The 25,467-nt window shown below is 47.2% G+C and carries 19 protein-coding genes and 2 tRNA genes; 18 read left to right on the forward strand and 3 right to left on the reverse strand.

The window, feature by feature from the left end; translation table 11 throughout:
* The first annotated feature begins 78 nt into the window (after positions 1-78).
* From BLS14_RS24440 to BLS14_RS24490, 11 genes are all read left to right on the forward strand, one after another.
* Positions 79-1,047 carry an AAA family ATPase gene (locus tag BLS14_RS24440; RefSeq protein ID WP_063564201.1) on the forward strand — a complete coding sequence of 323 codons (969 nt, stop codon included), beginning with the start codon at positions 79-81 and terminating at the stop codon, positions 1,045-1,047.
* A gap of 3 nt (positions 1,048-1,050) precedes the next feature.
* Positions 1,051-2,166 carry a DUF58 domain-containing protein gene (locus BLS14_RS24445; protein WP_090954435.1) on the forward strand — a complete coding sequence of 372 codons (1,116 nt, stop codon included), beginning with the start codon at positions 1,051-1,053 and terminating at the stop codon, positions 2,164-2,166.
* Complete coding sequence (locus BLS14_RS24450) at positions 2,163-3,479, forward strand: hypothetical protein (protein ID WP_090954437.1); 1,317 nt, start codon at positions 2,163-2,165, stop codon at positions 3,477-3,479. The genes BLS14_RS24445 and BLS14_RS24450 overlap by 4 nt, the downstream gene beginning before the upstream one ends.
* 83 nt (positions 3,480-3,562) lie before the next feature.
* Positions 3,563-4,519 (forward strand): aldolase catalytic domain-containing protein, encoded by a 957-nt coding sequence (locus BLS14_RS24455; RefSeq protein WP_063564204.1) that lies wholly within the window; start codon positions 3,563-3,565, stop codon positions 4,517-4,519.
* A 401-nt stretch (positions 4,520-4,920) separates the two neighbouring features.
* Positions 4,921-7,047, forward strand: coding sequence for a bifunctional diguanylate cyclase/phosphodiesterase (locus tag BLS14_RS24460; RefSeq protein WP_079696526.1), 2,127 nt, complete (start codon positions 4,921-4,923; stop codon positions 7,045-7,047).
* 142 nt (positions 7,048-7,189) lie between these two features.
* Positions 7,190-7,263: transfer RNA gene (locus tag BLS14_RS24465), tRNA-Pro, on the forward strand.
* 11 nt (positions 7,264-7,274) lie between these two features.
* A tRNA-Gly gene (locus tag BLS14_RS24470) sits at positions 7,275-7,345 on the forward strand.
* A gap of 491 nt (positions 7,346-7,836) precedes the next feature.
* Positions 7,837-9,729, forward strand: coding sequence for a ribosomal protection-like ABC-F family protein (gene abc-f / locus BLS14_RS24475; RefSeq protein WP_090954439.1), 1,893 nt, complete (start codon positions 7,837-7,839; stop codon positions 9,727-9,729).
* A 458-nt stretch (positions 9,730-10,187) separates the two neighbouring features.
* Positions 10,188-11,222: a phenylalanine--tRNA ligase subunit alpha gene (gene pheS, locus BLS14_RS24480; RefSeq protein WP_024628331.1), complete on the forward strand. Its 1,035-nt coding sequence runs from the start codon at positions 10,188-10,190 to the stop codon at positions 11,220-11,222.
* A gap of 72 nt (positions 11,223-11,294) precedes the next feature.
* The gene (gene pheT, locus BLS14_RS24485; protein WP_090954441.1) at positions 11,295-13,748 is read left to right on the forward strand and encodes a phenylalanine--tRNA ligase subunit beta; all 2,454 of its coding nucleotides are present in this window, start codon (positions 11,295-11,297) and stop codon (positions 13,746-13,748) included.
* A 138-nt stretch (positions 13,749-13,886) separates the two neighbouring features.
* A complete protein-coding gene (locus tag BLS14_RS24490) occupies positions 13,887-16,619 on the forward strand; it encodes a cell division protein ZapA (protein ID WP_090954443.1) in 2,733 nt (910 codons plus the stop codon).
* A gap of 104 nt (positions 16,620-16,723) precedes the next feature.
* Here BLS14_RS24490 and BLS14_RS24495 read toward each other — a convergent pair whose 3' ends face one another.
* Entirely contained in the window at positions 16,724-17,107 is a 384-nt protein-coding gene (locus BLS14_RS24495) for a cupredoxin domain-containing protein (protein WP_079696537.1), read from the reverse strand.
* Between the two features lie 204 nt (positions 17,108-17,311).
* Positions 17,312-17,677 carry a phage holin family protein gene (locus BLS14_RS24500; protein WP_053780442.1) on the reverse strand — a complete coding sequence of 122 codons (366 nt, stop codon included), beginning with the start codon at positions 17,675-17,677 and terminating at the stop codon, positions 17,312-17,314.
* Between the two features lie 187 nt (positions 17,678-17,864).
* Here BLS14_RS24500 and BLS14_RS24505 point away from each other — a divergent pair, with 187 nt between their 5' ends.
* The 4 genes from BLS14_RS24505 (at position 17,865) to BLS14_RS24520 (ending at position 22,756) form a co-directional block, all read left to right on the forward strand.
* The gene (locus BLS14_RS24505) at positions 17,865-20,234 is read left to right on the forward strand and encodes an endonuclease MutS2 (RefSeq protein ID WP_063564211.1); all 2,370 of its coding nucleotides are present in this window, start codon (positions 17,865-17,867) and stop codon (positions 20,232-20,234) included.
* 114 nt (positions 20,235-20,348) lie between these two features.
* Positions 20,349-20,726, forward strand: a complete 378-nt coding sequence (locus BLS14_RS24510) for a DUF350 domain-containing protein (RefSeq protein ID WP_053780553.1) — start codon at positions 20,349-20,351, stop codon at positions 20,724-20,726.
* Between the two features lie 120 nt (positions 20,727-20,846).
* Positions 20,847-21,413, forward strand: coding sequence for a hypothetical protein (locus tag BLS14_RS24515; protein ID WP_090808656.1), 567 nt, complete (start codon positions 20,847-20,849; stop codon positions 21,411-21,413).
* Between the two features lie 128 nt (positions 21,414-21,541).
* The gene (locus tag BLS14_RS24520) at positions 21,542-22,756 is read left to right on the forward strand and encodes an MFS transporter (protein WP_090954445.1); all 1,215 of its coding nucleotides are present in this window, start codon (positions 21,542-21,544) and stop codon (positions 22,754-22,756) included.
* A gap of 61 nt (positions 22,757-22,817) precedes the next feature.
* Here the strand turns inward: BLS14_RS24520 and BLS14_RS24525 are convergent, their stop codons facing one another.
* Positions 22,818-24,038, reverse strand: a complete 1,221-nt coding sequence (locus tag BLS14_RS24525; RefSeq protein ID WP_090954447.1) for an NAD(P)/FAD-dependent oxidoreductase — start codon at positions 24,036-24,038, stop codon at positions 22,818-22,820.
* A 96-nt stretch (positions 24,039-24,134) separates the two neighbouring features.
* Between BLS14_RS24525 and BLS14_RS24530 the strand changes: the two genes are divergently transcribed.
* From BLS14_RS24530 to BLS14_RS24540, 3 genes are all read left to right on the forward strand, one after another.
* Positions 24,135-24,368 carry a hypothetical protein gene (locus BLS14_RS24530; protein ID WP_063564215.1) on the forward strand — a complete coding sequence of 78 codons (234 nt, stop codon included), beginning with the start codon at positions 24,135-24,137 and terminating at the stop codon, positions 24,366-24,368.
* A gap of 35 nt (positions 24,369-24,403) precedes the next feature.
* Positions 24,404-24,799 (forward strand): spore coat protein, encoded by a 396-nt coding sequence (locus BLS14_RS24535; RefSeq protein WP_063564216.1) that lies wholly within the window; start codon positions 24,404-24,406, stop codon positions 24,797-24,799.
* 158 nt (positions 24,800-24,957) lie between these two features.
* Positions 24,958-25,458 (forward strand): Lrp/AsnC family transcriptional regulator, encoded by a 501-nt coding sequence (locus BLS14_RS24540; RefSeq protein WP_024628343.1) that lies wholly within the window; start codon positions 24,958-24,960, stop codon positions 25,456-25,458.
* The last annotated feature ends 9 nt before the right edge of the window (positions 25,459-25,467 follow it).

The raw sequence follows: 25,467 nt of genomic DNA on the forward strand, positions 1-25,467 counted from the left end.
TTTTTTGTTGGGACGATTAGGGTTATAGTTAGAATGAATGCGAATACATAGCTCAATTTACGGGAGGAAGAACCAATTATGAATATCCAGGGAATGGAACAAATGAACAAACAGCTAATGGACCATGTAGGGAAGATCATTGTGGGCAAAGACCATACGATTGAGCTTGTAATGACAGCCATCATTGCCTCAGGGCATGTTCTGTTGGAGGACGTACCCGGTACGGGGAAAACCATGTTGGCCAAATCTGTAGCCTCTTCACTGGATTGTACCTTCCAGCGTATTCAGTTCACACCGGATCTGTTGCCATCCGATTTAACAGGTATTCATTTTTTCAACCAAAAAGAAGGTGACTTTGAATTCAGACCTGGCCCCCTGTTTGCCAACTTGGTGCTGGCAGATGAGATTAACCGGGCTACACCGCGTACCCAATCCAGTTTGCTGGAGTGTATGGAGGAACGGCAGATCAGTATTGATGGTTCAACCAGACAGCTGGAACGACCATTTATCGTCATTGCCACACAAAACCCGGTAGATAACCAGGGAACTTTTCCATTACCCGAGGCACAGATGGATCGTTTCATGATGAAGATCCGAATGGGCTATCCAAGCAGTGAAGAAAGTGTAGAAATTCTGAGACGTACGGTAGCGAGCCTTTCTGTTGCCGATCTGTCCGCTATCATTAGTCGCGAGCAGCTGCTTGAGGCACAGAGCACTTATACATCGGTCCAAATCGACGAAGATCTATTACGATATATTATCCGTCTGACAGAAGCGACTAGGCAGCATCCCGAGCTTTCACTGGGCGTAAGCCCACGAGGAGCTCAGGCGTTGCTCAAGGCAAGTCAGGCCTGGGCTGCTTTACATGGCAGAGACTTCGTTCTCCCTGATGATATTAAATTATTGGCGGAGCCCGTGTTAGCCCATCGGCTTGTATTCCGTAACCGGGTGAGACAACAAGAGGGCTTGGCGGAGCGTATTATTCAGGAACTTCTGAGCCAGATTGAAGTGCCGACGGAGAATCTTGCTACAGGCAGCGGGCGATAACATATGGCATTACTATGGCTTGTCGTTGTTGGAGGCATTGTTATTGGAGTACACGGCATATGGTTCGGCCGTCCGGCTTTACGCAAGCTGAAGTATACCAGACAGTTCAGCAAAATGCGTTGTTACGCCGGGGATGAGCTGGAGATGGTTGAGACGATTGCGAATGAAAAACGAATATCGGTTCCATGGCTCAGACTTGAAGCTATGATGCCAGTTTCATTTGTATTCCGTTCCGGCTCAGGCATGGATATCAGTCAGGGAGATATTTATCAGAATCATAAAAGTATCTTTACTTTGAAACCGTTTACCCGTATTACGCGCAAGCATCCTTTTGTATGCAGTAGACGTGGGATCTACACGTTAAACACCGTAACCATGACCGGAGGGGACTTGTTCGGCCTTTGGCGTACCTCGAAGCCTATTCCCGTTCATCTGTCCATGGTCGTCTATCCTTCACTTGTTCATGCGGAGGATCTGCCTGCGATTTATCAGGTATGGCAGGGTGAGGTTGAAGTATCCCGTTGGATTGTTGAAGATCCCTTTCTGATTCTCGGGGTACGACCGTATGGTGCGGGTGATCCGATGAACCGTATTCATTGGAAAGCGAGTGCACGCACAGGAGAATTGCAGGTTTATAAGCAGGGATGGACTGCGGACCCTCAATCCTGGATTGTGGTTAACATTCAGGAGTCAGCAGACATGTGGAGTGTCGTTACCCGCCCCGAGATGATCGAACGGGCACTCCGTTATGCGGCAACAGCCGCGGTAGATGCGATTGGAAGAGGGTTACCCGCAGGATTTGCTCATAATGGCTACCGTGTAAGTGGAGGGCGTGATCCATTACGGATTGAGCCAGATTACGGCAGTCCTCATCTGGAAATGTTACTGGAAGCTATGGCAGAGACGGAGCTGAAATGCATGGTTCCCATGGAGCAGTTCCTGAGTGATGAGTTCGAACGGAATGAAGAGGCTCAGCAGGTTCGCAGTTATCTCTTAATTACGTCCTATGTATCTCCAGCTATGGAACATGAAATTGCGCGTTTGCATGAGCAAGGCCACCGTGTGACCATACTCCCCGTAGAGGGCGGGAAAAGCGATTCCAAGGCGGTGAGTGCATGAATGAGTCCAACAGCAACAATACCAAGGAAAAAGTACTTTTATCCTTGTCGGCCGTTCTGTTGATTGGAGTATATTTCTATCCGCTATTAACGCTTACTTCTCTCTATGCAACGGGACATTTTCCATACACATTAATGGCTATCTTTGTTATTGCTGGCTGGTTAGGTCAGTGGGTACAACACAGGTTACCAACCATCAGTGAAAAAAACACGTTTATTCGATGGGGTGCAGCGTTGCTTATGGGGATGTTGGTCTCATTGGTTATCGCACTAGTGTGGGCTTTTCCTTTACCTGATTTGCTGACGGCAGTGGTATGGGGTATTATTTCAGCCTATATTGGGTTGAATTTTCAACCTGTCTTCCGTTCGATTTTGATTTGGCGCTTGCAGATTTGGGGTGTAGTCAGTGCAATTGTGCTTAGTGGGGCGGCCAATGGAATTGAATTCATGCAACCTCTTCGGGCTTACACCGGAACCATATATGCAGCGGGAGTAATCAGTTTTGTTGGCTGGTTGGTAGGCCAATACAGTATGCAGCTGGATCGGGCGATATTAAATGATGGCTCAAAAAGGATCGTGTTACGTGAGTTTGCCCGGGCGAATCATCAGCGTCTGTTATGGATGCTGATTGTGATCGCAGGAATTGGTGCTTTTCCCAGTCTTGTTGCCTGGCTAGGACCACTGCGTGACCGTCTGCTTGCTTGGATCAGAGGTTTAATAGGTTCGAGTTCCAATCAGGAGCCACCTATTACGCCTACAGCTCCAAATGAACCGCCAATGATACCTGAAGGGATGGAATCGGCAGGGGAGCCCTCTATTTTCTGGGATATCCTGGGTTGGGTAGTCATGGGGGCTGTCGCAGTTGTGATCTTGTGGCTTATCCTACGTTTGGGACAGAAGGCGATAAACAAACTTATGGAGCGTTTCAAAGGGCTACTGCAGCCCGGTCAGAAGAAGGTAGAACCCCGGACGGAGTATGTGGACATTAGCGAAACGTTAGAGGCGCCTGCAAAAACGCGAAAATCCTGGTTCCGCAAGAAGGAGTCGCTGCCCTCACAGGAAGCTGAACGTGTTCGATATTATTATCGAAAGTGGATTGACAGGGCTGCACACCGGGGCGTGGATATACAGGGTGCACATACGCCACTGGAGGCTGCGGAGACGATTGTTCAGCATGGGGTCAGAGAAGATGATCAGAAGCTCTCTGTAATGCTACCAGATACCTATAACGCTGTACGCTATGGGAAGAAATCTCCAGATGATTCCGAGATGAGTGAGATTGATCGGATATGGAAATCTTATCGAAGTAAATAAGTCGGGAATCCCTTTACTTTTCTTGTTACGTTCAAGTATCATGAGAGGAATACACAAGTTGGTCAGAAAAGGAGCAGACATTAATGAAGACAAATCATTGCAAAATAGTAGATTGTACAATCCGTGATGGCGGATTGGTAAATAACTGGGACTTTAGCGTGGACTTTGTTCAACAGCTCTATGCTGGATTGAATGAAGCCGGCGTTGATTATATGGAAATTGGATACAAAAACTCACCTAAGCTCTTGAAAGGTGCAGAAGAAGCAGGACCATGGCGTTTTCTGAATGATGATTTCCTGCGTAAAGTAATTCCGCAAAAAGGCAATACCAAATTGTCTGCACTCGTTGACGTTGGACGTGTGGACGAAAATGACATTCTGCCGCGCAGCGAAAGCATGCTGGATCTGATCCGTGTAGCTTGTTACAGCAAAGATGTAGACAAGGCACTTGCTCTGGTTCAAACATTCCACGATCGTGGATATGAAACCACGCTGAACATTATGGCATTGTCTAATGTTATGGAAAATGAACTGCTGGAAGCTTTTGAACTGATCAAGGAAAGTTCTGTGGATGTTGTATACATAGTAGACTCCTATGGAAGCCTGGATCATAACGATGTGAAATATCTGGTGGAGAAGTTCAAAACTCATCTGCCGAACAAACGTCTTGGCGTTCACACACACAATAACATGCAACTGGCGTTCTCAAACTCGTTGGTAGCAGCTGAGCTTGGCGTTGAACTGCTGGATGCTTCCGTATACGGTATGGGACGTGCTGCAGGAAACTGTCCTACTGAACTGCTCGTTGCTCATTTGAAAGGCACAAAATACAACCTGCGTCCAGTACTGGGTGTATTGGAGCAATTGATGGTCCCTCTCCGTGAAAAAGAAGAATGGGGTTACATTTTGCCTTATATGATTACAGGTACATTGGACGAGCATCCTCGCTCGGCGATGGCACTGCGTTCGTCGGAAGACAAAGATAAGGTTGTTGATTTCTATGATAAATTGACAACACCAGAAGTGAATTTTGACAAATAAGCTTGTTGCATAATTCTTGAGATTGACTTCAAGTCAACAAGAGATGGATCTAATACGACTATAACTTTAGCGCATTAGCGTTTTAAGTCGAATGATGCACATGTGGCGAAAATTAGTCTAAAATACAGTTGCAAATCAAAAAAACATGGACTCCAATGAGGAGTTCATGTTTTTTTAGTTCTTATTGCCTTGTTTTTCTACATATCTATGAATAAATATTCCTAGGAGTGCTTATTTTTTTGTTCACGTCTGCGGAAATAAATGTTATTATGTACCAGATAGCATGTATTCGCATGTGAATTGAACGTTGGTAGATGTAAAAATGTCGAATATTGTAACAATGTAAATTTATATCGTTAAAGTTATTTCAGGATAGGTGATCCCGGGAAGGAAAACACGGCATGAAGGCTAATCAGCAAGATCAGAGAAAAATAGGTTGGGTCGCGATAGGCGGCTTATTGTGTTTCCTCGCAAGTCAATGGTTTCGTTCCTCTGCAAGCTCTGATCTGATCATATCGGGTTACCCGGTTTTGACACTCTTGGGTGGCTTCGCTGCAGCAGCGGCCTGTATCGGCATTTATAATCAAAGCTGGTTATTTCAGACTCAAAGACTGACCCTCCGAAGGGTCCTTATGACTACACTGTTTTTATTAATTGGTTTATTTGAACTGGTTCACATCGTTTCTTTTGCCGAAGAAATGCCGAATGGCGCAATGGTGGAATCAGAATTCTCGCTGAAGATGATGTCGTTGGGATCTCTTGTTTGTGCGGCAGGTTTGCTGTTCATATATGCAGTTAGCGAGAGGGAAATTGCGTTACCACGCAAATTTTTACTCTTCAGCGGAACACTCGGCATTTTTGTTGTTTTGTATACAGTGGCTATTCAGGAATGGGCTGTACTGCCGAACTTGCTGGAGGGCAATGTACTTGGAGGCATGTTTACCCGAATTCATTTTCTGATCGGAATCCTGTATGGCGTGACTGCTGTTGTGTTATTCGTTCAATGGAAAAAAGGCAAAGATGGTGATCTGCCTACCATCCTTTGTGCAATTCTCTGTTTCTTCTTTGGAGAATGTTACTTTGTCTCTGCTACGAAGATTAATGATCTCAATCTGTTGCTAGGTCTGTTAAGCGATTGTTTGGGTTATTTCTTCATCCAGAAGGGACTGTATTCGTCTGTGGTGGATACGCCTTTCCTCAAACAACAGGTGGCTGAAGCTAAAATGAACTTTATTGCTCACCATGATGATGTGACAGGGCTGCCGAATCGCCGTCGTCTTTCTCAGCGACTGAAAGTGATGATGAATGCAGCTATGGTAGAGGAGCAGCTTGTTGGAGTCTTGGTATTGAATATTAATCGGTTCAAAACGATTAATGATTCGTTGGGCCAACAAGCGGCAAACCGTGTACTTCGTCAGGTTGGACAGCGTTTGAATCATTCTTCGCTCCCGGGAGAGGAAGTATTCGGACTGGGAAGAGATGAATTCGTACTGACAATGACAGACTTCTGCACAACAGATACGGCGTTGCGACGGACAAGATCGATCTTGCAACTGTTCGAAAAACCTGTAACGGTGGATGGGAACGAGTACCATCTCACGTTGGGTATTGGTATGGCGATATTTCCGCATGACGGAGACTCACCGGAAGAGATCATCCAAAATGCGGATACGGCGCTGCATAATGCCAAAGAGCAGGGAATAGAGCTAAACCGATATGCTCATGCGATGCAGATGAAAGCCCAAGAACGTTTGCAGCTTGAGAATGATTTGCGCAAAGCGTTGGATCGAGGGCAGTTCTATCTTGTGTATCAGCCGCAGGTTAATCTAGCTAGTGGTTTGATTGTGGGTATGGAGGCTTTGGTACGTTGGCAGCATCCGCTGAGAGGGTCAGTATCCCCTGGGGAATTTATTCCTCTTGCGGAGGAGAGTGGGCTGATCGTGCCACTTGGAGAATGGGTATTGCGTGAGGCCTGTGCACAGAACAAGCGCTGGCAAGAAGCAGGTTACCGCAAGCTGTGTGTATCGGTTAACCTGTCCATGAGACAATTCAGACATTCCCATCTGCTGGACAACATCAGCGGCATTCTCAAGGAAACAGGCTTGGAACCTGTGTGGCTTGAGCTCGAGATTACGGAGAGCATGACGTTTGACAAGGATCGTGCGTTTGAGCAGTTGCGCAAAATCAAGGAAATTGGTGTGCACATCAGTATTGATGATTTTGGTACAGGGTACAGTTCACTGCACTATTTGAAAGATTTGCCGATTGACCGCCTCAAGATTGACCGTTCCTTTGTCAATGAAGTGATGGAGGACAGCAATAACGCGGCAATTGTGTCGACCATTACGTCGATGGCTCATCACCTGCAGTTGAAAGTGACGGCTGAGGGCGTTGAAAATGAGGACCAGCTTTCATTTCTTCGTGATCAGCATTGTCATGAGGCTCAAGGGTACTTTTTCAGCAAACCCATTGTGGCAGCCGATTTTGAAAAAAAGTTTTTGAGAGATGTGGATAAACCCACGGGGTAAGGATAGACAGGGGCGTGGACACGCTTCTGTCTTGTTTTGTTTCGAAAGGTTAGAGGAAAAATGGTAAAAAGAAGTTGCAAGCATTGGATGATCATGGTATATTAATTTTGTAAAATTCATGTTAATGTTCCTCGGAACTTGACGGGACGTAGCTCAGCTTGGTAGAGCACCTGGTTTGGGACCAGGGGGTCGCATGTTCAAATCGTGTCGTCCCGATCGTCATTCGCGCGGGTGTAGTTCAATGGTAGAACTTTAGCCTTCCAAGCTAATAGCGTGGGTTCGATTCCCATCACCCGCTTAACTAATGCAACACCTGAAATCCTTGTGAAAACAAGGGTTTTTTCTTTTTCTAGAAGTTAGTTAGCGTATTTTAAGTCATGTTTGAATGGAGAATATCACTGACTCCAAATTCAAAAACTTTGCTTTTCCCCCATCATCTGGTACAATAACGGAGAAATCGATACTACACATGAATGAGAGGTAACCATACGTCCCATGAAGTAAAACACATGAATTGAACCCCAGTAACTGCAGAGAGTTTATGACGCAGTCAGCCAAAAAGCGGCTGAGCAATGAGGGGATTCGTGTGTCCAAATTCAGCTATGGGATCAGGTATGGAAACAGGCAGGCTGTTCTGGCTTAGCTTGTGTGTACCCTTTTAAGGGTTCTTTGTTCATACCGTGGGGTATCTTATGCTTGTTTTTTGACGCTTTATCCAATCCTGAATTGCCTACCGCCGGCTGATGCCAGCGGTTTTTTTATTTTGAATTGCAGGAAGGATGAGGCCTCATGATGACAATGGTACGCCTACATGAAGTATCGAAAGAGTGGAACGGGAATGAGTTGTTTGCAGGTTTGAATCTCGAAATAAATGAAGGTGAGCGGCTCGCCATTCTGGGTCGCAACGGATGTGGCAAGACCACCTTATTACGCATCATTCTTGGAGAAGAAGAGGGTGGTGGACGCATTGAACGTCACATTCCGCAGCAGGAGTGGGGTTTCATGCGCCAGCGCTCATTGATCAAGCCTGAGATGAATGTGCTTGATGCTGTCCGGCAGGAAAGTGGACGGATTTACGAAGTAAAGCGTGACCTGGAAATACTGGAACAACGGATGAGCAACAGTGGAGCGGCAGATGAGCAGCGGCTGCTCGAAGCTTATACGATAGCGATGGAGCAATATGAGCAATTGAACGGGTATATGTGGGAGACTGAGGTAGAGAAGGTACTGACTCGTCTGGGGTTATCGTCGGAACATTGGAGTCGGCCATATCATTCTTTGAGTGGTGGGCAAAAAACGAAGGCTCGTCTCGCAGGACTATTGGTCAGTAAACCCAAATTTCTGATTTTGGATGAACCGACGAATCATCTGGATGAAGAGAGCATGTGCTGGCTTGAAGAATGGCTTTCTGCCTATGCCGGAACATTGTTGTTTGTTTCTCATGACCGGACCTTTATTGATGAGGTTGCAACGGGTGTTATTGAGTTTAGTCCGGATGCACTGACCAAATATAAAGGTGGTTACACTGATTACAAAGGCCATAAGAAACGCGAATTACGTGAGCAGGAAGCAACCTATCGCAAGCAGGAGCTGGAACGGAAAGCGCTAGAAGAGACGATCCGCAATTATCAGCAGTGGTTTCATCAGGCTCATAATTCAGCAAGCGATGTGGAAGTGAAAATAACTCAGAGCTTTTACAAAGCGAAAGCCAACAAGAACATTTCCCGCTACCATGCCAAGCAAAAGCAACTGGAGCGCCTGGAGAAGGAACGCGTGGATAAACCCCGCGAAGCTGCAAAATTGAACATGGAGCTGCAGGTGAAAACGCTGGCTGCCCGCCAACTCCTTGCACTGGAAGACGTTAGCTTTGCTTATCCGGGGAGCCCGACATTGCTTCACAATCTCCGGATTGCAGTCGAACGTGGAGATCGTCTTGCCGTACGTGGTCCGAATGGCACAGGCAAGACGACACTGCTCAAACTGATGATTGGAGATCTGGAACCATCCCAGGGCAAAGTGACACGTCATCCACAACTGAAGATCGGTTATTTTTCGCAAGAGCTTGAGGGGTTACCGGAAAGAGAGACACTTCTGGACAGTTTGCTCAGTCTTCCATCCATGACACAAAGTGCTGCACGTACCATTCTCGGATGCTTTTTATTCTCAAGAGATGATGTGTTCAAGCGTATTGGGGATTTGAGTATGGGAGAGAAGTGCAGAGTTGCATTCCTGCGGTTGTACTTCGGGGGATCTAATGTACTGGTGTTAGATGAACCGACCAATTATCTGGATATTGACACACAGGAAGTGATGGAGAATATATTGAAGCAGGCATCCGGAGCACTGGTACTCGTATCCCATGACCGTATGTTGACCAAAGTACTCGCCAGCCGCTTGCTTGATCTAGAACCCGGTGGGAAGGCTACACTGTATGAAGGCGGAGTGGAGGACTGGGAGCAATCCATCAAACTGCGAGAGTCTGCCCTTGAGGTTCGGGAGTCAGATGATGAACGGCTGCGGCTTGAAATGCGTTTATCCGAATTGTTATCTCCCATGAACAGTGGGGGCAATGATGTGTTGACTAAGCCTGATGATGTAATTGAACGGGCGGCTGAAGTTGCCGAGGTTCGCGAAATTCAGCGTCGTTTGAAACAGTTGCACGAGCTGCGAAAACAGAAGTAATCGATTGACGAAGCTTATGCCGTTTTACTTTTTGGCTTAACGTTTGATCATGCGGCTTTACGGCTTGCTATTTCGAGCGATTTTGCATATAATAATGGACGATCATCAGTAAATTTGAAGGTTTATCTGACATGCAAACGTGATGATGGAGACAAGTAAGCAGTGCCTCTGTACAGGGAGGAAGCGCCGTAGATTGAGAGCGTTTCTGTAGAACAAGGCTGCTGAAATTCACTCCGGAGCGGTTCCCTGAACCATATCTTGCGATTCATCGCAGGAGTCAGTAGGGGATAACGGTTAACGGTCGTTATTCCGTATAGAGTGAGGCAAACATGTTGCAGGCCGGAAGGGCCGGGCAGCACTGAATGTCTAACAAGGGTGGTACCACGGTCTTTTCGTCCCTTCAGGGGAGAGAAGGCCTTTTTTTGTTGCATTAAACCACATAAAGGGGGCATTTACACATGAAAGAACGTTTGGAGGCATTAAAGATCGAAGCGTTGGAGCAACTGTCTGGCGTGAACGATCCACAGACGCTGAGTGATCTGCGTGTAAAGTATTTGGGGAAAAAGGGTGCATTGACCGAGATTTTGCGCGGTATGGGTGCGCTTAGTGCAGAGGAACGTCCGGTGATTGGTCAGGTTGCCAATGATGTTCGCGGGGCGATTGAAGAAGTCATTGACAGCAAGCAGGAGCAGTTCCAGAAGGAAGAGACGGCGAAACGTCTGCAATCCGAAAAAATTGATGTGACCCTGCCAGGACGTCGCGGACGTCAAGGCGGACTGCATCCACTGACCAAAGTGGTACAGGAAATCGAAGATATTTTCATCGGTATGGGATACCGCGTAGCGGAAGGTCCTGAGGTTGAAATGGATTATTACAACTTCGAAGCACTGAATCTGCCGAAGAACCACCCGGCGCGTGATATGCAGGATTCTTTCTATGTAACAGAAGATCTGTTGATGCGTACGCATACGTCTCCGGTTCAGGTTCGTACGATGCAAAGCATGAAAGGTGAAGTTCCTGTTAAAGTCATCTGTCCGGGTAAAGTATACCGTCGTGACGATGACGATGCGACGCATTCGTTCCAGTTCAATCAGGTAGAAGGTTTGGTTATTAGCGAGAACATTCGCATGAGTGACCTGAAAGGTACCTTGCTGCAATTCGTACGCGAAATGTTCGGTTCACACACCGAAATTCGTCTCCGTCCAAGCTTCTTCCCGTTCACAGAGCCAAGTGCTGAAGTGGATGTGACTTGTGTGCAATGTGGTGGCAGTGGCTGTCGGGTATGTAAACAGACCGGTTGGCTTGAGATTTTGGGCGGCGGTATGGTTCACCCGAAAGTGCTCGAGATGGGCGGTTATGATCCGGAGAAATACAGTGGGTTTGCATTCGGAATGGGCGTAGAGCGTATCGCCATGCTGAAATATGGCATTGATGATATTCGTCATTTCTACAACAGTGATATGGCGTTCCTGAAACAATTCGGACGACTGTAATTACCGAAGTAGCATACAGGGCGAACGCCCTTCATTTGCAACACCAATTCATAGATTAGGAAGTGAACGTCCATGAGAGTATCGACAGATTGGCTGTCTGATTATATCGCGCTGGAAGGCGTGGCACCGCAGGAGTTGGCAGAGAAATTCACCCGTGCGGGGATTGAGATTGATGTAGTGGAGAACCGGAACCAGGGCGTGAACAAAGTGGTTGTTGGTTACGTGAAGAGTAAGGAGAAACACCCTGACGCTGATAAGCTGAATGTATGTGTGATTGATGCCGGACAGGAAGAAGATCTGCAGATCGTGTGTGGTGCGAAAAATGTGGATGCCGGTCAAAAGGTAGTCGTTGCCCTGGTAGGAGCGAAGCTCCCTGGTGGACTCGATATCAAAAAAGCCAAGCTGCGCGGCGTTGTTTCCCTTGGCATGATCTGCTCTGCGAAAGAACTAGGCATGAACGACAAGTTGCTGCCGAAGGACCAACAAGAAGGCATTCTCGTATTGCCGGCACAAACGGAAATTGGCACACCAATCAGCCAAGTGCTTGGTCTTGACGATCATGTTCTTGAACTGGACCTGACACCGAACCGCTCCGACTGTTTGAGCATGCTGGGTGCAGCTTATGAAGTGGGTGCAATTCTTGGTCGTGAAGTGAAACTGGCTGATCCAACTCAAAAGTTGGTGGAAATCGGTGATGCGGCTGCGAATCATATCTCGGTTGAGATTAAGGCTGGCGAACAATGCAGTCATTATGCAGCCCGCTATGTAACTGGAATCAAGCTGGGAGCTTCCCCGCAGTGGATGCAAAACCGTTTGATGGCCGCTGGCATCCGTCCGATCAATAATATCGTTGACATCACGAACTATGTCATGCTGGAATACGGACAGCCGCTGCATGCTTTTGATGCAGATAAGCTGGAGAAGGGCCATATTGAAGTGCGGATGGCCAAAGAAGGCGAAACGATCGTGACGTTGGATAGCCAGGAGCGCAAGCTGGAGCCGCATATGCTGCTCATTACCGATGGCGTGAAACCGGTAGCCATTGCGGGTGTTATGGGTGGCGAAAATTCCGAGGTAACGGAAACCACAGTGAATCTGTTACTGGAATCCGCCAAGTTCGACGGCGGAACCGTTCGGAAAACGTCGCGCCAACTGGGGCTGCGTTCCGAAGCAAGCATGCGTTTTGAGAAAGAAGTCGATCCGGCTGCTGTCATTACGGCATTGAACCGTGCGGCTGAATTGATTCAGCGTTATGCGGAAGGCGAAGTTTATCAGGGGATCGTGGAAGCTGGAACAGCCGCAGCGGATAAACATATTGTGCAGCTGTCGCTGGATAAACTGAATCGCTATCTGGGAACCGAGTTGTCCCTGCTTGAAGTGAAAACCATCTTCGCTCGTTTGCACTTTGCATGTGGTGATGCGCAGCAGGGTCTGCTTGATGTTGAAGTGCCTAGCCGCAGAGGGGATATTACACTTGATGTGGATCTGTTTGAAGAGATTGCCCGTCTGTATGGATACGACAATATTCCAACCACGTTGATCGAAGGACCAACAACACCGGGTGCTTACACGCGTTCACAAGCAATGCGCCGTACCATTCGTGGTTTGTTTGCAGGTAGTGGCTGGCAGGAAATGATCAGCTATTCATTCGTACACCCGGATAAAGTATCCTTGTTCCCTTCTCTAACAGAAGGCAGTAAAGCCGTGAAGCTGGCTATGCCAATGAGTGAGGACCGCAGCGTGCTTCGTAAGAGCATCTTGCCGCAAATGCTGGATGCCACGGTGTATAACATGAACCGCAAACATGATTCACTGGCTGTATTCGAAGTAGGTAGTGTGTTCTTCACTGAAGAAGAAAAGCTGACGAAGCAACCGCATGAAATTCCGGTCCTGAGCTTGTTGCTCACTGGAAATCGTGCATCTCAGCAGTGGAATGTGGGAGTAGAGAAAGTGGACTTCTTCGATCTGAAAGGTGCACTTGAGAACCTGTTCGCCTATGTGGGCCTGGAGCAGCGCATTCGCCTGGTAGCAAACAGTCCAGAAGGCTTCCACCCTGGTCGTTCCGCGTCGGTATACCTTGAAGCAAAAGATGGCGGAGAGGGCAAACTGATTGGTACGATGGGTCAATTGCATCCTGAACTGCAACAGCAATATGATTTGAACGATGTATATCTCGCAGAGATCGGGCTTGAAGCTATCTATAGTGAAGCGGATGCGGATATCCGTTATCGTGAGCTTCCACGATTCCCGGCAGTTGAGCGGGATATCGCAGTTGTTGTGAGTAAAGAAATCGAAGCTGGGGATATGCTGCGCTCAATTCGTGAATCTGCTGGCGAACTGTTGCAAACCGTACAGGTATTCGACGTGTTTACAGGCAGCAAGTTGGGTGAAGACAAGAAGAGCGTAGCGATGGCTCTCGTTTATCGCAACCGTGAACGCACATTGACAGATGAGGAAATTACCGAGGTTCATGCTCGTGTTGTTGCTCGTCTGGAGGAGCAATTTGGAGCCGAATTGCGTAAATAGAACATAAGTCAATTTTTTGAACAAAGATTAGCAGGAATTGCTTGAAGTCACATCGAATCCTTAGCATTAGAGGATCGATGTGACTTTTTTTGTTTTACAGCTTAGAATCAACATACAGACTTTAAGGAGGGCACAACTGTGACTATACCTGATCGTACACGCGTCACCGTAGAGATCTACGGGACTTCCTATAAACTGGTTGGCAGCAGTGCCGACTATATGAAACAAGTAGCTAACCTGGTGGATGAGCGAATGAGCGCCATCTCCAAACATAATTCCCGACTGGATACCCCGCGTATTGCAGTTCTGGCAGCTGTACATATGGCTGAGCAGTCTCTTCAGACTCAGGAAATTCGGAATGAGCTGAAAATGCTGACCGGTGAACGTACCGAAATGAGAAATGAACTCAATCGGCTGAATGCCATACAAAATGAACATCAGCAGGAACTGGAACGCCGTGACCAAGAACTCGCTGAAGCAATGAAGCTTAAATCTGAGGCGGAACAGGCCATCGCGAAGCTCCAGAAGGATCAGCAGGCAGAAGTAGCCAAGCTGAATACATTACTGGAGCAGGAACGCGCTCAGGCAGCAGGTCGCGAGCAAAAGCTTCAGGCTCAAACTGCGTCGCAACTGAAAGCGGCTGAGGAGAAGGCACAGGCGCGTCTCAAAGAAGCAGAAGAAAAAGCAGCGAATCAACTCAAGAATGCACAGACTCAGGCGGCAGCTCAGCTGAAAGAAGCACAGACACGTTCAGCAAATGAGTTGCAGCAAGCCCAAGCCAAAGCGGCTGCACAATACAAGGAGCTTCAGGATAAGACGGCAGCTCAACTGAAAGAAGCCGAAGCTCGGGCCGTGGCAGAACGTCAAAAAATTGAGGTGCAGGCTGCACAGCAAGTACAAACGGCGAAGGAGCAAGCAGAAGCGGCAATTTTGTCTGAATTGGAACAAGCCGAGTCTCAGTTGCAAAAGGTTCAGGAAGAAGCCCAGCTTCAATACCGTGAACTTCAGTCCGAGATGAAGCAGCGTATACAGCAGGCAGAGCAAGCTGCCGTCAATCAAGCTCGAGAACTGACTGAGAAGGCAAAAGAAGAACAAACCGCACTGCAGCAACAAGCAGAGCAGAAGCGACTGGCTGAGATTGAACAGCTGAATGCAACGTTCAAGGAGTCATCCGAACTGGCGGAATTGGAATGGATGGAAAAAGAAGCATCTTATGAAGAACAGCTTCAGCAAATCCATGAAGCAGCCCAGACTCAGGCGAACGAAGCTGCGGCAACTGCTGAAGCTTTGCTACAAGAAGAGCAAGGCAAGCTGAAGCAGCAGTTGGAAGAAGAACGTAAACAGGCCAAATCGCGCTTAATCGATGTTGAAGGCCAATTAGCCGAGGTACGCAAGCAGCTCAAGAATGCTCAAGAGGTTGTTGTGGATCAGGAGCAACAGCTCCAACACGAGCGTAATCAAACTGAAATGTTGCGCAGTGAACAAGCCGTATACAAACAGGAGCAAGATGTTCAGCTTCGTCGAATTACGGAATTGGAGCAGCAGCTGGAACAACTAAAAGCGGATAGTGCTCTGCTGACTGAACAACTCCGCAACACAGAAGCTGAGGCCGAACATTTCCGGGAAGCGGAACAGCAATGGAAACAGCAGTATAACGAGACCGTTGAACGTGAATCTTCTCTGACAGCACAACTGCGAAAAGTACAGGATCAGCACGGTCAGCTTGAACAGGAAATCAAAAAACTCCGTGAAGCCGAAGTGAAGTCCGAGGATGAGCAGCGCAGGCTGCAAAAAGTGCTTGAGCAGGCCCATGCGGCAGTACGCACATTGCAACATGAACTTGGTGCACTGACGCAGAGCGAGCAGTCTTGGAAAGAGCAGGCTGAACAACGTCTGATCGAGATCGGCGAATTGGAGACTCAGGTACTTGAAGCTGCAGAACAGAATGAGACGTTAGAGTCTGGTGTACAGTCCCTTCATGATGAATTATCCGTTGTTAAAGAAGAAGCTCGTCACGCCAGCGAAGAAGCAGAACGTTATCTTGCGCAAGCTGGTCGTCTGGAGCTACAACATAAAGAGCTTGATGGTGAATTGAATGAAGCTCGTGAAGAACTGAACAAGCTGCAGGAAAATTATAAACAAATCCGTAAGGATTATGGTGATGCACTGCAGCGTGAAGAAGACTATACTCACAAGCTGAATGAGATGAGCGAAGAAAAGAAAGAAATCGTGCGTGCGCTTGAAGAATCAAGACAGAATGCTAATCAGCTATCTGAGCGTATCGATGAACAAGCTAGCTTACTGACTCAGACAGAAGAAGAAGCACTTGAGTGGCAGATTAAGCATGAAGAATTGGCTGCCAAACAGGCAGAGCTCTCCTCTCGCTTGAAAGAGCTGACTGATCGGGAAGTTGAGCTAAGCTCAAGAGTAGAACAAGCAGAACAACAAGCGGAACAACAAGCGGAACAACAAGATCAGGTTTGGCAACGTCGTGCAGATGAATGGGCGGCTCAGGAACAGTCCTGGCAAGATCGATGGACTACACTGGAGAATGAATTGAATCTCTGGCAGAAAGAAAGTGCTGCCAGTGTGGAGAAGGTAGAAGAGCTGGAACACGAGCGGCAGCAGCTTGCCCAGCAGCGTGCGGAAGCAATCGAAGAAAAGCAGACGATGGAAAATGAACTGCTGGATATCGGTGAGCGGTATGAACTTGCGGCCAATCAGTTACGTTTGCTGCAGGTTGAACGTGAGATGGAGCAGGAGAAGGCGGAGCAACTGAATACAGATTACCGCCAATTGCGGGATGAATATACGAAATTGCAGACGGAATATAACGAATGGATTGAATTGATTGAGCAGGATCAGACCTAGCTGATGATTATGTCATAACTGGAATCCTGGACAGCGCACTCTTGTACAATTTGTTATAATGAAGAAAGAGCTCCCGTCGCTACGGGGGCTCCTTGTCTTGAACACTATTCTTCAACAATAATTTTGGAGATCATACTGCCGTGACCGCTTCCGCAATAGACGGAACAGGACATTTCAAATTCCCCTGCTGTGTCGGGAGTAATCACTTTGGAATTGTTCCTGGTATCCAGCCGAAGGTTCAGCTCAGGCACGAGAACACCATGGTTTCCGTTTGTATTTTCATAAACAATCTTAACCGGGACACCTTTTTTTAAATGGTATTCAGGTTGGTCAAATTCATAGTTGCTTGCTTTGATCACCAGTTCTTCGCTTGCAGTTGCACCCGAGTCGGACTCGCCGTTTGATTCTGCGGATTGTCCAGTTCCACCACATGCAGCAAGGACCAGAATCAACATACAGGCCGCAAGCCATGCCATGCCTTTCTTCATCATTTGCCTCCTCAAAAAGCGTGATATGGATAAAATTTGAATGATTTCTCCAGTCATCATACCGCAAATTGACGATGCCTGTACATGCTGCCTATGTCGTTTTTTTGAACATCAGCATGCGCACAACCTAAAAAATAAACCTCATCAGGCGTTTAAGCCATCAGAGGTTTAGGGGAAGCCTATGGGGAGTAGGTACGTTGGAGCCTATGCGTGATCTTTGGATCTTCTTCCGGCATCAAAAGGGGTGGAAACCGGGATGAACAGATCAATGATCCCAATGACCAATGCAGCCAGAACAGCACCAAGCAGACTGACATGTACATGATCTACGACATATTGACCAATCCAGATCACCAGTGCGCTGACGATGAAGCCGACTATACCGCGGCCAAAAGGATTAACCCTTTTACCGAAGATGCCTTCAACAACCCAGCCAAGCAGAGCAATAACCAGAGCAAGCATCAGTGCGCTCCAGAAACCACCGACGGCGAATCCGGGTACGATCCAGCTGACGACCATCAATACAATTGCGGCGATGATAAATCGCACGACATGTCCCAGAAAATTCATGGTGTTATACCTCCTTTATTCAGATCGGATTGAGCATTGTACATCCTGTTCAATGGTGAGGTTGCACAATCCTGACACCTGTAGTTTGCGGCGCTATGTCCCAAGTTATGTGTGGAAGGATTCGTTAAATAGCGCTAGAAAGTTTCTTTCGTTATAATACAGTTATAGTTTGGAAGGAGTTGTACACTTGGACACGAAAATTTTGAAAACATTGGAATATCGCAAAATTTTAAATACATTGCAAAGCTTTGCCCAGACTACGATGGGAAAAAAGAAAGCGGAACAATTAGAGCCGATCAGTGAACTGGAAGAAGTGAAGAGACTGCTCCAGCAAACCGATGAAGCTTTTATGTTTGATCGTCTGAAAGGCTCTCCATCTTTTGGGGGAATTGTGGATATTACTGCTTCGATCAAACGCGCCGAAATAGGGGGCACGTTGAACCCGCATGAGTTACTGGGAATTTCCAACACCACTTTTGCAGCACGTCGATTGAAACGTCAGATCGCTGCACTCCACGATGATGAAAAGGTGGAATCGATTTTCTACATCAGTGATCAGTTATCTGAGCAAAAAACGCTTGAAGATGCAATTCGTATCTGTATTGACGACAATGCCGAAGTCTCAGATAGCGCGAGTGTAACACTGGCGCAGATTCGTCGTGAGCTGCGCGGCGGTGAAGCTCGCATCCGTGAGAAACTGGATTCGATGATCCGTTCTTCTACAGTATCCAAAATGCTGCAGGACCAGCTGATAACCATTCGGGGAGACCGTTTCGTGATTCCCGTGAAATCGGAATATCGCTCTTACTTTGGCGGGATTGTCCATGATCAATCCGGTTCAGGAGCAACGCTGTTTATTGAGCCAGAATCCATCGTTGCGATGAATAACAAATTGCGCGAGACCCGAATCCGGGAAGAACGCGAAATTGAAGTGATTTTGCAGAAATTAACGGCACTTGTCAGTGAACAGGCAGAGTGGTTATTGGTTGATGTTGACCTGCTGGGATCGCTGGATTTCATATTTGCCAAAGCACGTCTTGCCCGTGAATTGAAAGCCACATTGCCACGCATGAACGATCGCGGATTCATCAAGCTCAAAAAGGGACGCCATCCGCTGATCTCGATTGAAAATGTGGTGCCAACCGACATTGAACTCGGCAACGATTATACGTCCATTATCGTAACGGGTCCAAATACGGGTGGTAAGACAGTAACACTCAAAACGATTGGTTTACTGAGCCTCATGGCAATGTCAGGTTTGTTCGTTCCAGCGGAAGATGGCAGCCAGTTATGTGTTTTTGATGCGATTTACGCGGACATTGGTGACGAACAGAGCATTGAACAGAACCTGAGTACATTCTCCAGTCATATGACGAACATCATTCGGATACTGAAGAACATGACAACCAAAAGTCTGGTGTTGCTTGACGAACTTGGGGCAGGTACCGACCCGGCAGAAGGTTCTGCACTGGCGATCTCCATTCTGGAGCATATGCATCAGACCGGATGCCGCATGGTAGCAACAACGCATTACAGTGAGCTGAAAGCTTACGCTTATGAGCGAAAAGGTGTTATTAATGCCAGCATGGAATTCGACGTTAATACACTGAGCCCTACCTACCGACTACTCGTCGGTGTGCCGGGACGGAGTAACGCGTTTGCAATTGCGGAGCGGCTAGGTCTGCCAGGATACATTCTGGATTACGCGCGTGGCGAAGTGAAAGAAGAAGACCAGCGTGTAGAGCATATGATCGCTTCCCTGGAAGAGAACCGGCTTACTGCGGAGCAAGAACGTGAGAGTGCGGAACGTCTGCGCCAGGACATGGAGAAATTGCGCAGCCGTCATCAAGCCGAACTGGAGAAGCTGGAACAGCAGCGTGACCGACGCATTGAAAAAGCGGAAGAAGATGCCCGCAACATTGTGGACAAGGCCAGAGCGGAAGCTGAGAAGATTATAACTGATCTTCGTCAGCTCGCTATGGAAGAAGGCGCATCCGTGAAGGAGCACAAACTTATTGCTGCTCGCAAACAACTGGATGAAGCTGAACCTGAGAAACGCAAGAAGACGGCTAAGCGCACTTCAACGGCAACGAAGTCTCGGGCCATCGGACCGGGCGATGAAGTTCTTGTCTACAGTTTGAATCAAAAAGGTCATGTGGTGGAGATGTCAGGCACCAAGGATGCCATGGTTCAATTGGGGATCATGAAAATGAAAGTATCCCTGAATGACCTGGAATTACAGCAGTCTGCACCAGCAGAAGCCAAACCGAAGCAGAAACCGGTAACCGGCGTGAAACGAACTCGCGATGACAATGTGAAAAGTGAACTGGATTTGCGGGGGACGAATCTGGAAGAAGCCTTGATGGAGACAGATCGTTTTATCGACGAAGCTTTCCTTGCTAATCTGGGTCAGGTGTATATTATTCACGGTAAAGGAACAGGAATTTTGCGTTCCGGTATTCAGGATTACCTGCGTAAGCATAGACATATAAAAAGTTACCGGCTGGGCAATTACGGAGAAGGCGGAAACGGTGTGACCGTCGCAGAATTGGAATAGCCCGACCAGGAATCAAAGAAGTTCTGCCGCCTGAGTGAGTTCAGGCGGCAGAATGGGGAAGGGGAACGATGAGTGAAAGGGACGATTGACGAATTGCTGTCTCATCCCTTGGGGATGGTGCTCGGATTTTTCTCCGTAGCGATTATGGAGCTGCTTGTATTTCTTGCTTGCTTTGAACTGGTGACCAAGTACAAATGCTGGCATGAAATCAAGAAGGGCAATGTGGCGGTTGCGATGGCTACAGGAGGCAAGATCTTTGGAATCTGCAACGTGCTTCATTTCTGCATTCAGGCCAAATCATCGGTGTATGAAGCTATGACGTGGTCATTTGTAGGATTTGTCCTTCTGCTCATTGCCTATTTTCTATTCGAGTTTCTGACACCGGTGTTCTCCATTGATAAGGAGATTGAAGCGGATAACCGGGCCGTTGGATTGATATCCATGATTATTTCCGTCTCGTTGTCATTTGTTATTGGCGCGAGCATCATGTAGGGGGACCGTTCATGAAGATATTGATACGGATTCTGTTTGCTGCATCGATTGTATTTTTTGCCATAGGCATCATATATGTGTTAAACACATGATTATCTGAAAGAGAAAGGTTGATTTAATATGGAACCAACAGTATGTCCATGGTGCCACACCGAGATTGTATGGGATGAGGAGCTAGGTCCAGAAGAAGAATGCCCTTACTGTCATAATGAATTAAAGGGATATCGTACTCTAAACATCAATATCGGTGATGAAGAGAACAATGAAGCCGAGGAAGACATCTATGATATGGATGATGTTGAGGACGGTGAACAAACTACGGATCTCGCCAATTTGTGGGGAGATGAAGTAGAGCTGAAATTGCCGGAGCTTCGTACATTGACGAAATATGCGGATGAGGGCAATGATCTGATTCAATACGAAGAAGGCGTGGAGAAGCAGCTTGATTTGCAAGAAGAGGTTCCGGAATGCCCACACTGCCGTGAATTCATGATCCTCACGGGTACACAGAAGGCAACCAAGGATACGTTCAACCCTGTTGCCAACGCTGTCTCTGGTACGGATTCGTTGCTGGATGCGCCGTTCTCTGTACAAATGTATGTATGCTCAGGTTGCTTCCAGGTTCAATATAACCTGTCCGAAGATGACCGTCTGCGTCTGATCCAGAATTTGAGTGCACGGAAATAAGAGAGTAAGACGCTTCTGAAAATATAATAATCCGGGAAATTCATCATGTTTTCCTTCTGCTTGGGGTACGTTAACCCTTAGACCTTGCCTGTGAAGTGCTGACTTCAGGTGGAATAAGGAGGGAGCAGATGAAGATTTCTCTGGGCCGACAATCCATTCTGCTACTAGGCGTGAATGGATTGTTTGTGTTAGCCGGAGCTTTGTCGGGAACGTTTCTGAATGTGTATCTGTGGAAAAGTCGTCCCGACTACGCTATGCTGGGATGGTTTACGATCAGCCAGCAAATTGCACTTGGACTCACGTTTTGGCTTGCGGGAAAGTGGGTCAAGGAACATAACAAAATGAGTGCTTTGCGATTAGGAACGGCCTTGTCAGGTATTTTTTACATGCTTGTTTTATGGGCGGGACCAAAAGCGGTTGACTGGATATGGCCTCTGGGGATTTTGTTTGGATGTGCACTTGGATTGTTCTGGATTGCGTTCAATGTGGTTTATTTTGAGGTGACTGACCGGGAGAATAGGGACCTGTTCAATGGCTGGGTGGGTCTGCTGGGTTCCATGACAGGCATCATCGGCCCGTGGTTCTCAGGTCTTATTATTTCACGAATGGTTGATAATTCGGGTTATCGCCTTATTTTTACGGTGTCATTGGTCATATATGTGATTGCCGTTGTGTTCAGTTTTTTTCTGAAAAAAAGGGAGGTCAGCGGCACATACCGCTGGTCTGAACCGTGGCGACAGTTGTCTGTCAAAGATAGCGCATGGAGACCGCTTGGCATGGGACTGTTTGCACAAGGCGTGAGGGAAGGCGTATTTGCCTTTCTGATTGCATTGCTCGTCTATGTGGCAACTAAGCAGGAATATAAACTAGGGCAGTTCTCGCTATTTACTTCAGCCGTAGCACTGGTGAGTTACTGGGCCGCAGGAAAATGGTTTAAGCCGCAATACAGGTCCAGAGGGATGTTAGCCGGTGCGATATTGTTATTCATCGTGTTAATTCCGCTATTATGGAAGGTCAGCTATGGTACGCTTTTAATTATGGGAATTGGATCTGCCTTGTCGATGCCGTTGTATATTTTGCCAATGATTTCGGCAGGATTCGACCTGATGGGAGCGAGCGGCGAAAATGTAGAGAAAAGGGTTGAACTTGTCGTATTAAGGGAGCTTTGTTTGATGGTCGGTCGTTTATTTGGCCTTGCTGTATTTATTCTGACGGTCATGAATGGCCCTTCTTTACAAACATTAACCTGGCTTATTGTGGCGCTTGGGGCTTTCCCGCTTATTGGCTGGATATTCATGCGCAACTTGTTAGTACATCCGGATCAGCAAGAACCCTCAGCATAGGGAAAAGGGTACAGTCCAGGGAATAATCCTGAGCTGTACCCTTATTTATTTGAGGCGTTGCTTACACAGGAGAAGGTTTACTCGTTCTCGTTAATGAGAAAAGTTCCATATCGCCATTCTCAACTCCTGTAACAGCATCGGCCAAAATAGAAGCACCGAACATGCTGTACACTGTACCGTTACCGCCATAACCCTCAAGAAAATAAGAATGCGGGTATTCAGGATGTGGGCCGATAAACGGAAGTCCGTCATTCGTATTGCCAAATACGGCACCCCAGGCATAATCAACTTCAAGACCCTCCAGTGGGAAATAAGAGCGAACTTCTTCCAGGAGTGTATCTCCCCGGTGTCTTGCCCGAATCTCACGCTGATCTTCCCTCGGTGTCTCTTCATCCAGACCGCCAGCAATGATCCGTCCGTCTGGTGTGGTTCTCATATACAGGTAAGGGCGTGCCGTCTCCCAGATCAGACTGTGCTCATACCATTCCTTAAGGTCAGGCAACGGTTTAGTAGCGATAGCATAGGTGGTTTGTAGGTAGGCTCCTTGATCCTTTTTGATGGCCTGCGTCTCATAACCGGCAGCAAAAATAACCTTGCTGGCGCGGATTTTCCCACCTGAAGTATGACACAGCACACCATCATCATCGAATTCACAATGAATCATCTCAGTCTGTCCATAGATTCGTGCTCCTCGCTTGCTTGCCGATTCAAACAAGGCATGAACAAAACGATACGGGTTCACTTCAGCATCCCCCAACGTATATAATGCGGCAGGTTTGCTGAAGGGAAAATGGGTGCTGATTTTGTCGGAATTCCACAGTTCAGCTTCAAAGCCATAATGCTTCAACGTTTGATATTCTTCCTCCAGCATGGCTACATCATCAATGCTGCTGGCAAAACAGAGACTGGTCCGTGGAATAAACCAGGGATCGGTATCCAGCCTGTCCGCAATTTGTGTGAGTTTCTGCATGGCTTCACGACATAGTTCATAGAAGCGCACGCCTGTCTTTTCACCAAAGGTATTGATACAGGAGGTCAGTGTTTTGTCGTTTGTGTACTGCAAAAGTCCTGTATTGGCTGAACTACTGCCATGCGCAATCTTTCTCTTATCAATAACAACCGTATTAACTCCACGCTCCGTAAGCAATTCGGAAGTCAGTGCCCCCCCCATACCACCACCTATGATCAAGCAGTCACAGGAGATGTCGGTTTGTAGCGAGGGATAGTTAGAATTTGGGTTGAAAGTGGAAGGCCAGAACGGTGTACCATAGACCAGATCCAATAGAAACATCTCCTTCATGATTACGTTTGTATACTTTTGAGTGACCGGGTTAACAATAATTGCGCATAAACTTTATGCCGAGGAGGTCAACGAAACATGCAGAATCAATCCATGCAAGCGCTGAGTCCGAAAGAATTGAATTATATTGCGGATTCAATAACCAATGAAGAACTGCTGATCAAGCAGTGCGCGGCTACAGCTTCTATCTCACATAATCCGCAAATTCAGCAGGCACTGAATCACTATGTTCGTTCCCATGAACAGCATCTGAACACACTCGTTAATGCTTTGCAACAACATCAATCTATTGCTCCAACACAAGCACAGTAATAGAAGCCGAATCTAACCGTATAGGAGGAAATCGTGTGTATTCTCAATCTTTATCATCTAGTGGATCTTTTATGCAGGAACAGGATTTGTTGAAGTCGATTCTTGCGGATTTAAGACGAACCGCGCGCGAATATACGACAGCAACAACCGAAGCTTCCTGTCCCATTACACGTCGGATGTTCACAGATTTGACCAATGATACACTCCGTTTGCAAGGTGAGCTGTTTAATGTGATGCAGCAGAACAACATGTATTCGGTAGGCTCGAAGGCATTGCGCCAGGATGTGGACAAGCAGATTCAATCGGCCCACCAGACCCAACAGAAATGCCAGCAGTTCATTCAGGAAAAGAATACGCAGGCCAGTGCTTACAACCAGGCGCCTAATGTACCCCAGCATCAACCGAATTACGGTAACCCTTATTACATGTAACCTTTGTAATTATGGTTTGAAGCAGGTACTGTTACAGACCATACCACCGCTTGCCCGAATTCAGGGCGGGCGGTTTTTGTCTTTGCATGATCGTTGAATTCATGTAATATAAGTATTAATTCATTTTCAGGAAGCTGGATGACGCTGGAGGGAAAGACATGAAGGATCTGAACGATCTGCAATTAAAAGTTCTGGATTTGTTGAAGGAAGACGCGAGAAGGACTCCCGCACTGCTGTCGACGCTGCTGGGGGAGTCGGAAGATAAGATCAAGAACGCCGTGGCCCAGCTTGAACAGGACCACGTGATTGTGAAATACGCAACCGTTGTGAACTGGAGCAAGATTGATGATGAGAAAGTAACGGCCTTGATTGAAGTACAGATTACGCCTGAGCGTGGTCGTGGCTTCGAAGGGATCGCTGAACGCATTTATCTGTATCCGCAAGTGAAATCGGTATATCTCATGTCAGGTGCATATGATCTGCTCGTAGAAGTAGAAGGTGGCAACCTGCGTGAAGTCGCTAATTTTGTATCGGAGAAATTGTCTCCGATTGACTCTGTACTTTCAACCAAAACGAATTTTATTCTTAAAAAATATAAGCAGGACGGGATTATTTTTGAAGACCATCAGGAAGACAACCGTCTCATGATCTCGCCGTAAAGGAAGATG

The organism is Paenibacillus sp. OK060 (genome assembly GCF_900101205.1).
Classification (GTDB): Bacteria; Bacillota; Bacilli; order Paenibacillales; family Paenibacillaceae; genus Paenibacillus; species Paenibacillus marchantiae.

Excerpts from the sequence above, each read along its gene's own strand:
- BLS14_RS24510 (WP_053780553.1), top strand. The coding sequence starts at position 20,349 with ATGGTGCTCGGATTTTTCTCCGTAGCGATTATGGAGCTGCTTGTATTT.
- BLS14_RS24495 (WP_079696537.1), bottom strand. The coding sequence starts at position 17,107 with ATGAAGAAAGGCATGGCATGGCTTGCGGCCTGTATGTTGATTCTGGTC.
- pheS (WP_024628331.1), top strand. The coding sequence starts at position 10,188 with ATGAAAGAACGTTTGGAGGCATTAAAGATCGAAGCGTTGGAGCAACTG.
- BLS14_RS24455 (WP_063564204.1), top strand. The coding sequence starts at position 3,563 with ATGAAGACAAATCATTGCAAAATAGTAGATTGTACAATCCGTGATGGC.
- BLS14_RS24515 (WP_090808656.1), top strand. The coding sequence starts at position 20,847 with ATGGAACCAACAGTATGTCCATGGTGCCACACCGAGATTGTATGGGAT.
- BLS14_RS24540 (WP_024628343.1), top strand. The coding sequence starts at position 24,958 with ATGAAGGATCTGAACGATCTGCAATTAAAAGTTCTGGATTTGTTGAAG.
- BLS14_RS24530 (WP_063564215.1), top strand. The coding sequence starts at position 24,135 with ATGCAGAATCAATCCATGCAAGCGCTGAGTCCGAAAGAATTGAATTAT.
- BLS14_RS24445 (WP_090954435.1), top strand. The coding sequence starts at position 1,051 with ATGGCATTACTATGGCTTGTCGTTGTTGGAGGCATTGTTATTGGAGTA.
- BLS14_RS24460 (WP_079696526.1), top strand. The coding sequence starts at position 4,921 with ATGAAGGCTAATCAGCAAGATCAGAGAAAAATAGGTTGGGTCGCGATA.
- BLS14_RS24450 (WP_090954437.1), top strand. The coding sequence starts at position 2,163 with ATGAATGAGTCCAACAGCAACAATACCAAGGAAAAAGTACTTTTATCC.
- BLS14_RS24440 (WP_063564201.1), top strand. The coding sequence starts at position 79 with ATGAATATCCAGGGAATGGAACAAATGAACAAACAGCTAATGGACCAT.
- BLS14_RS24520 (WP_090954445.1), top strand. The coding sequence starts at position 21,542 with ATGAAGATTTCTCTGGGCCGACAATCCATTCTGCTACTAGGCGTGAAT.
- abc-f (WP_090954439.1), top strand. The coding sequence starts at position 7,837 with ATGATGACAATGGTACGCCTACATGAAGTATCGAAAGAGTGGAACGGG.
- pheT (WP_090954441.1), top strand. The coding sequence starts at position 11,295 with ATGAGAGTATCGACAGATTGGCTGTCTGATTATATCGCGCTGGAAGGC.
- BLS14_RS24500 (WP_053780442.1), bottom strand. The coding sequence starts at position 17,677 with ATGAATTTTCTGGGACATGTCGTGCGATTTATCATCGCCGCAATTGTA.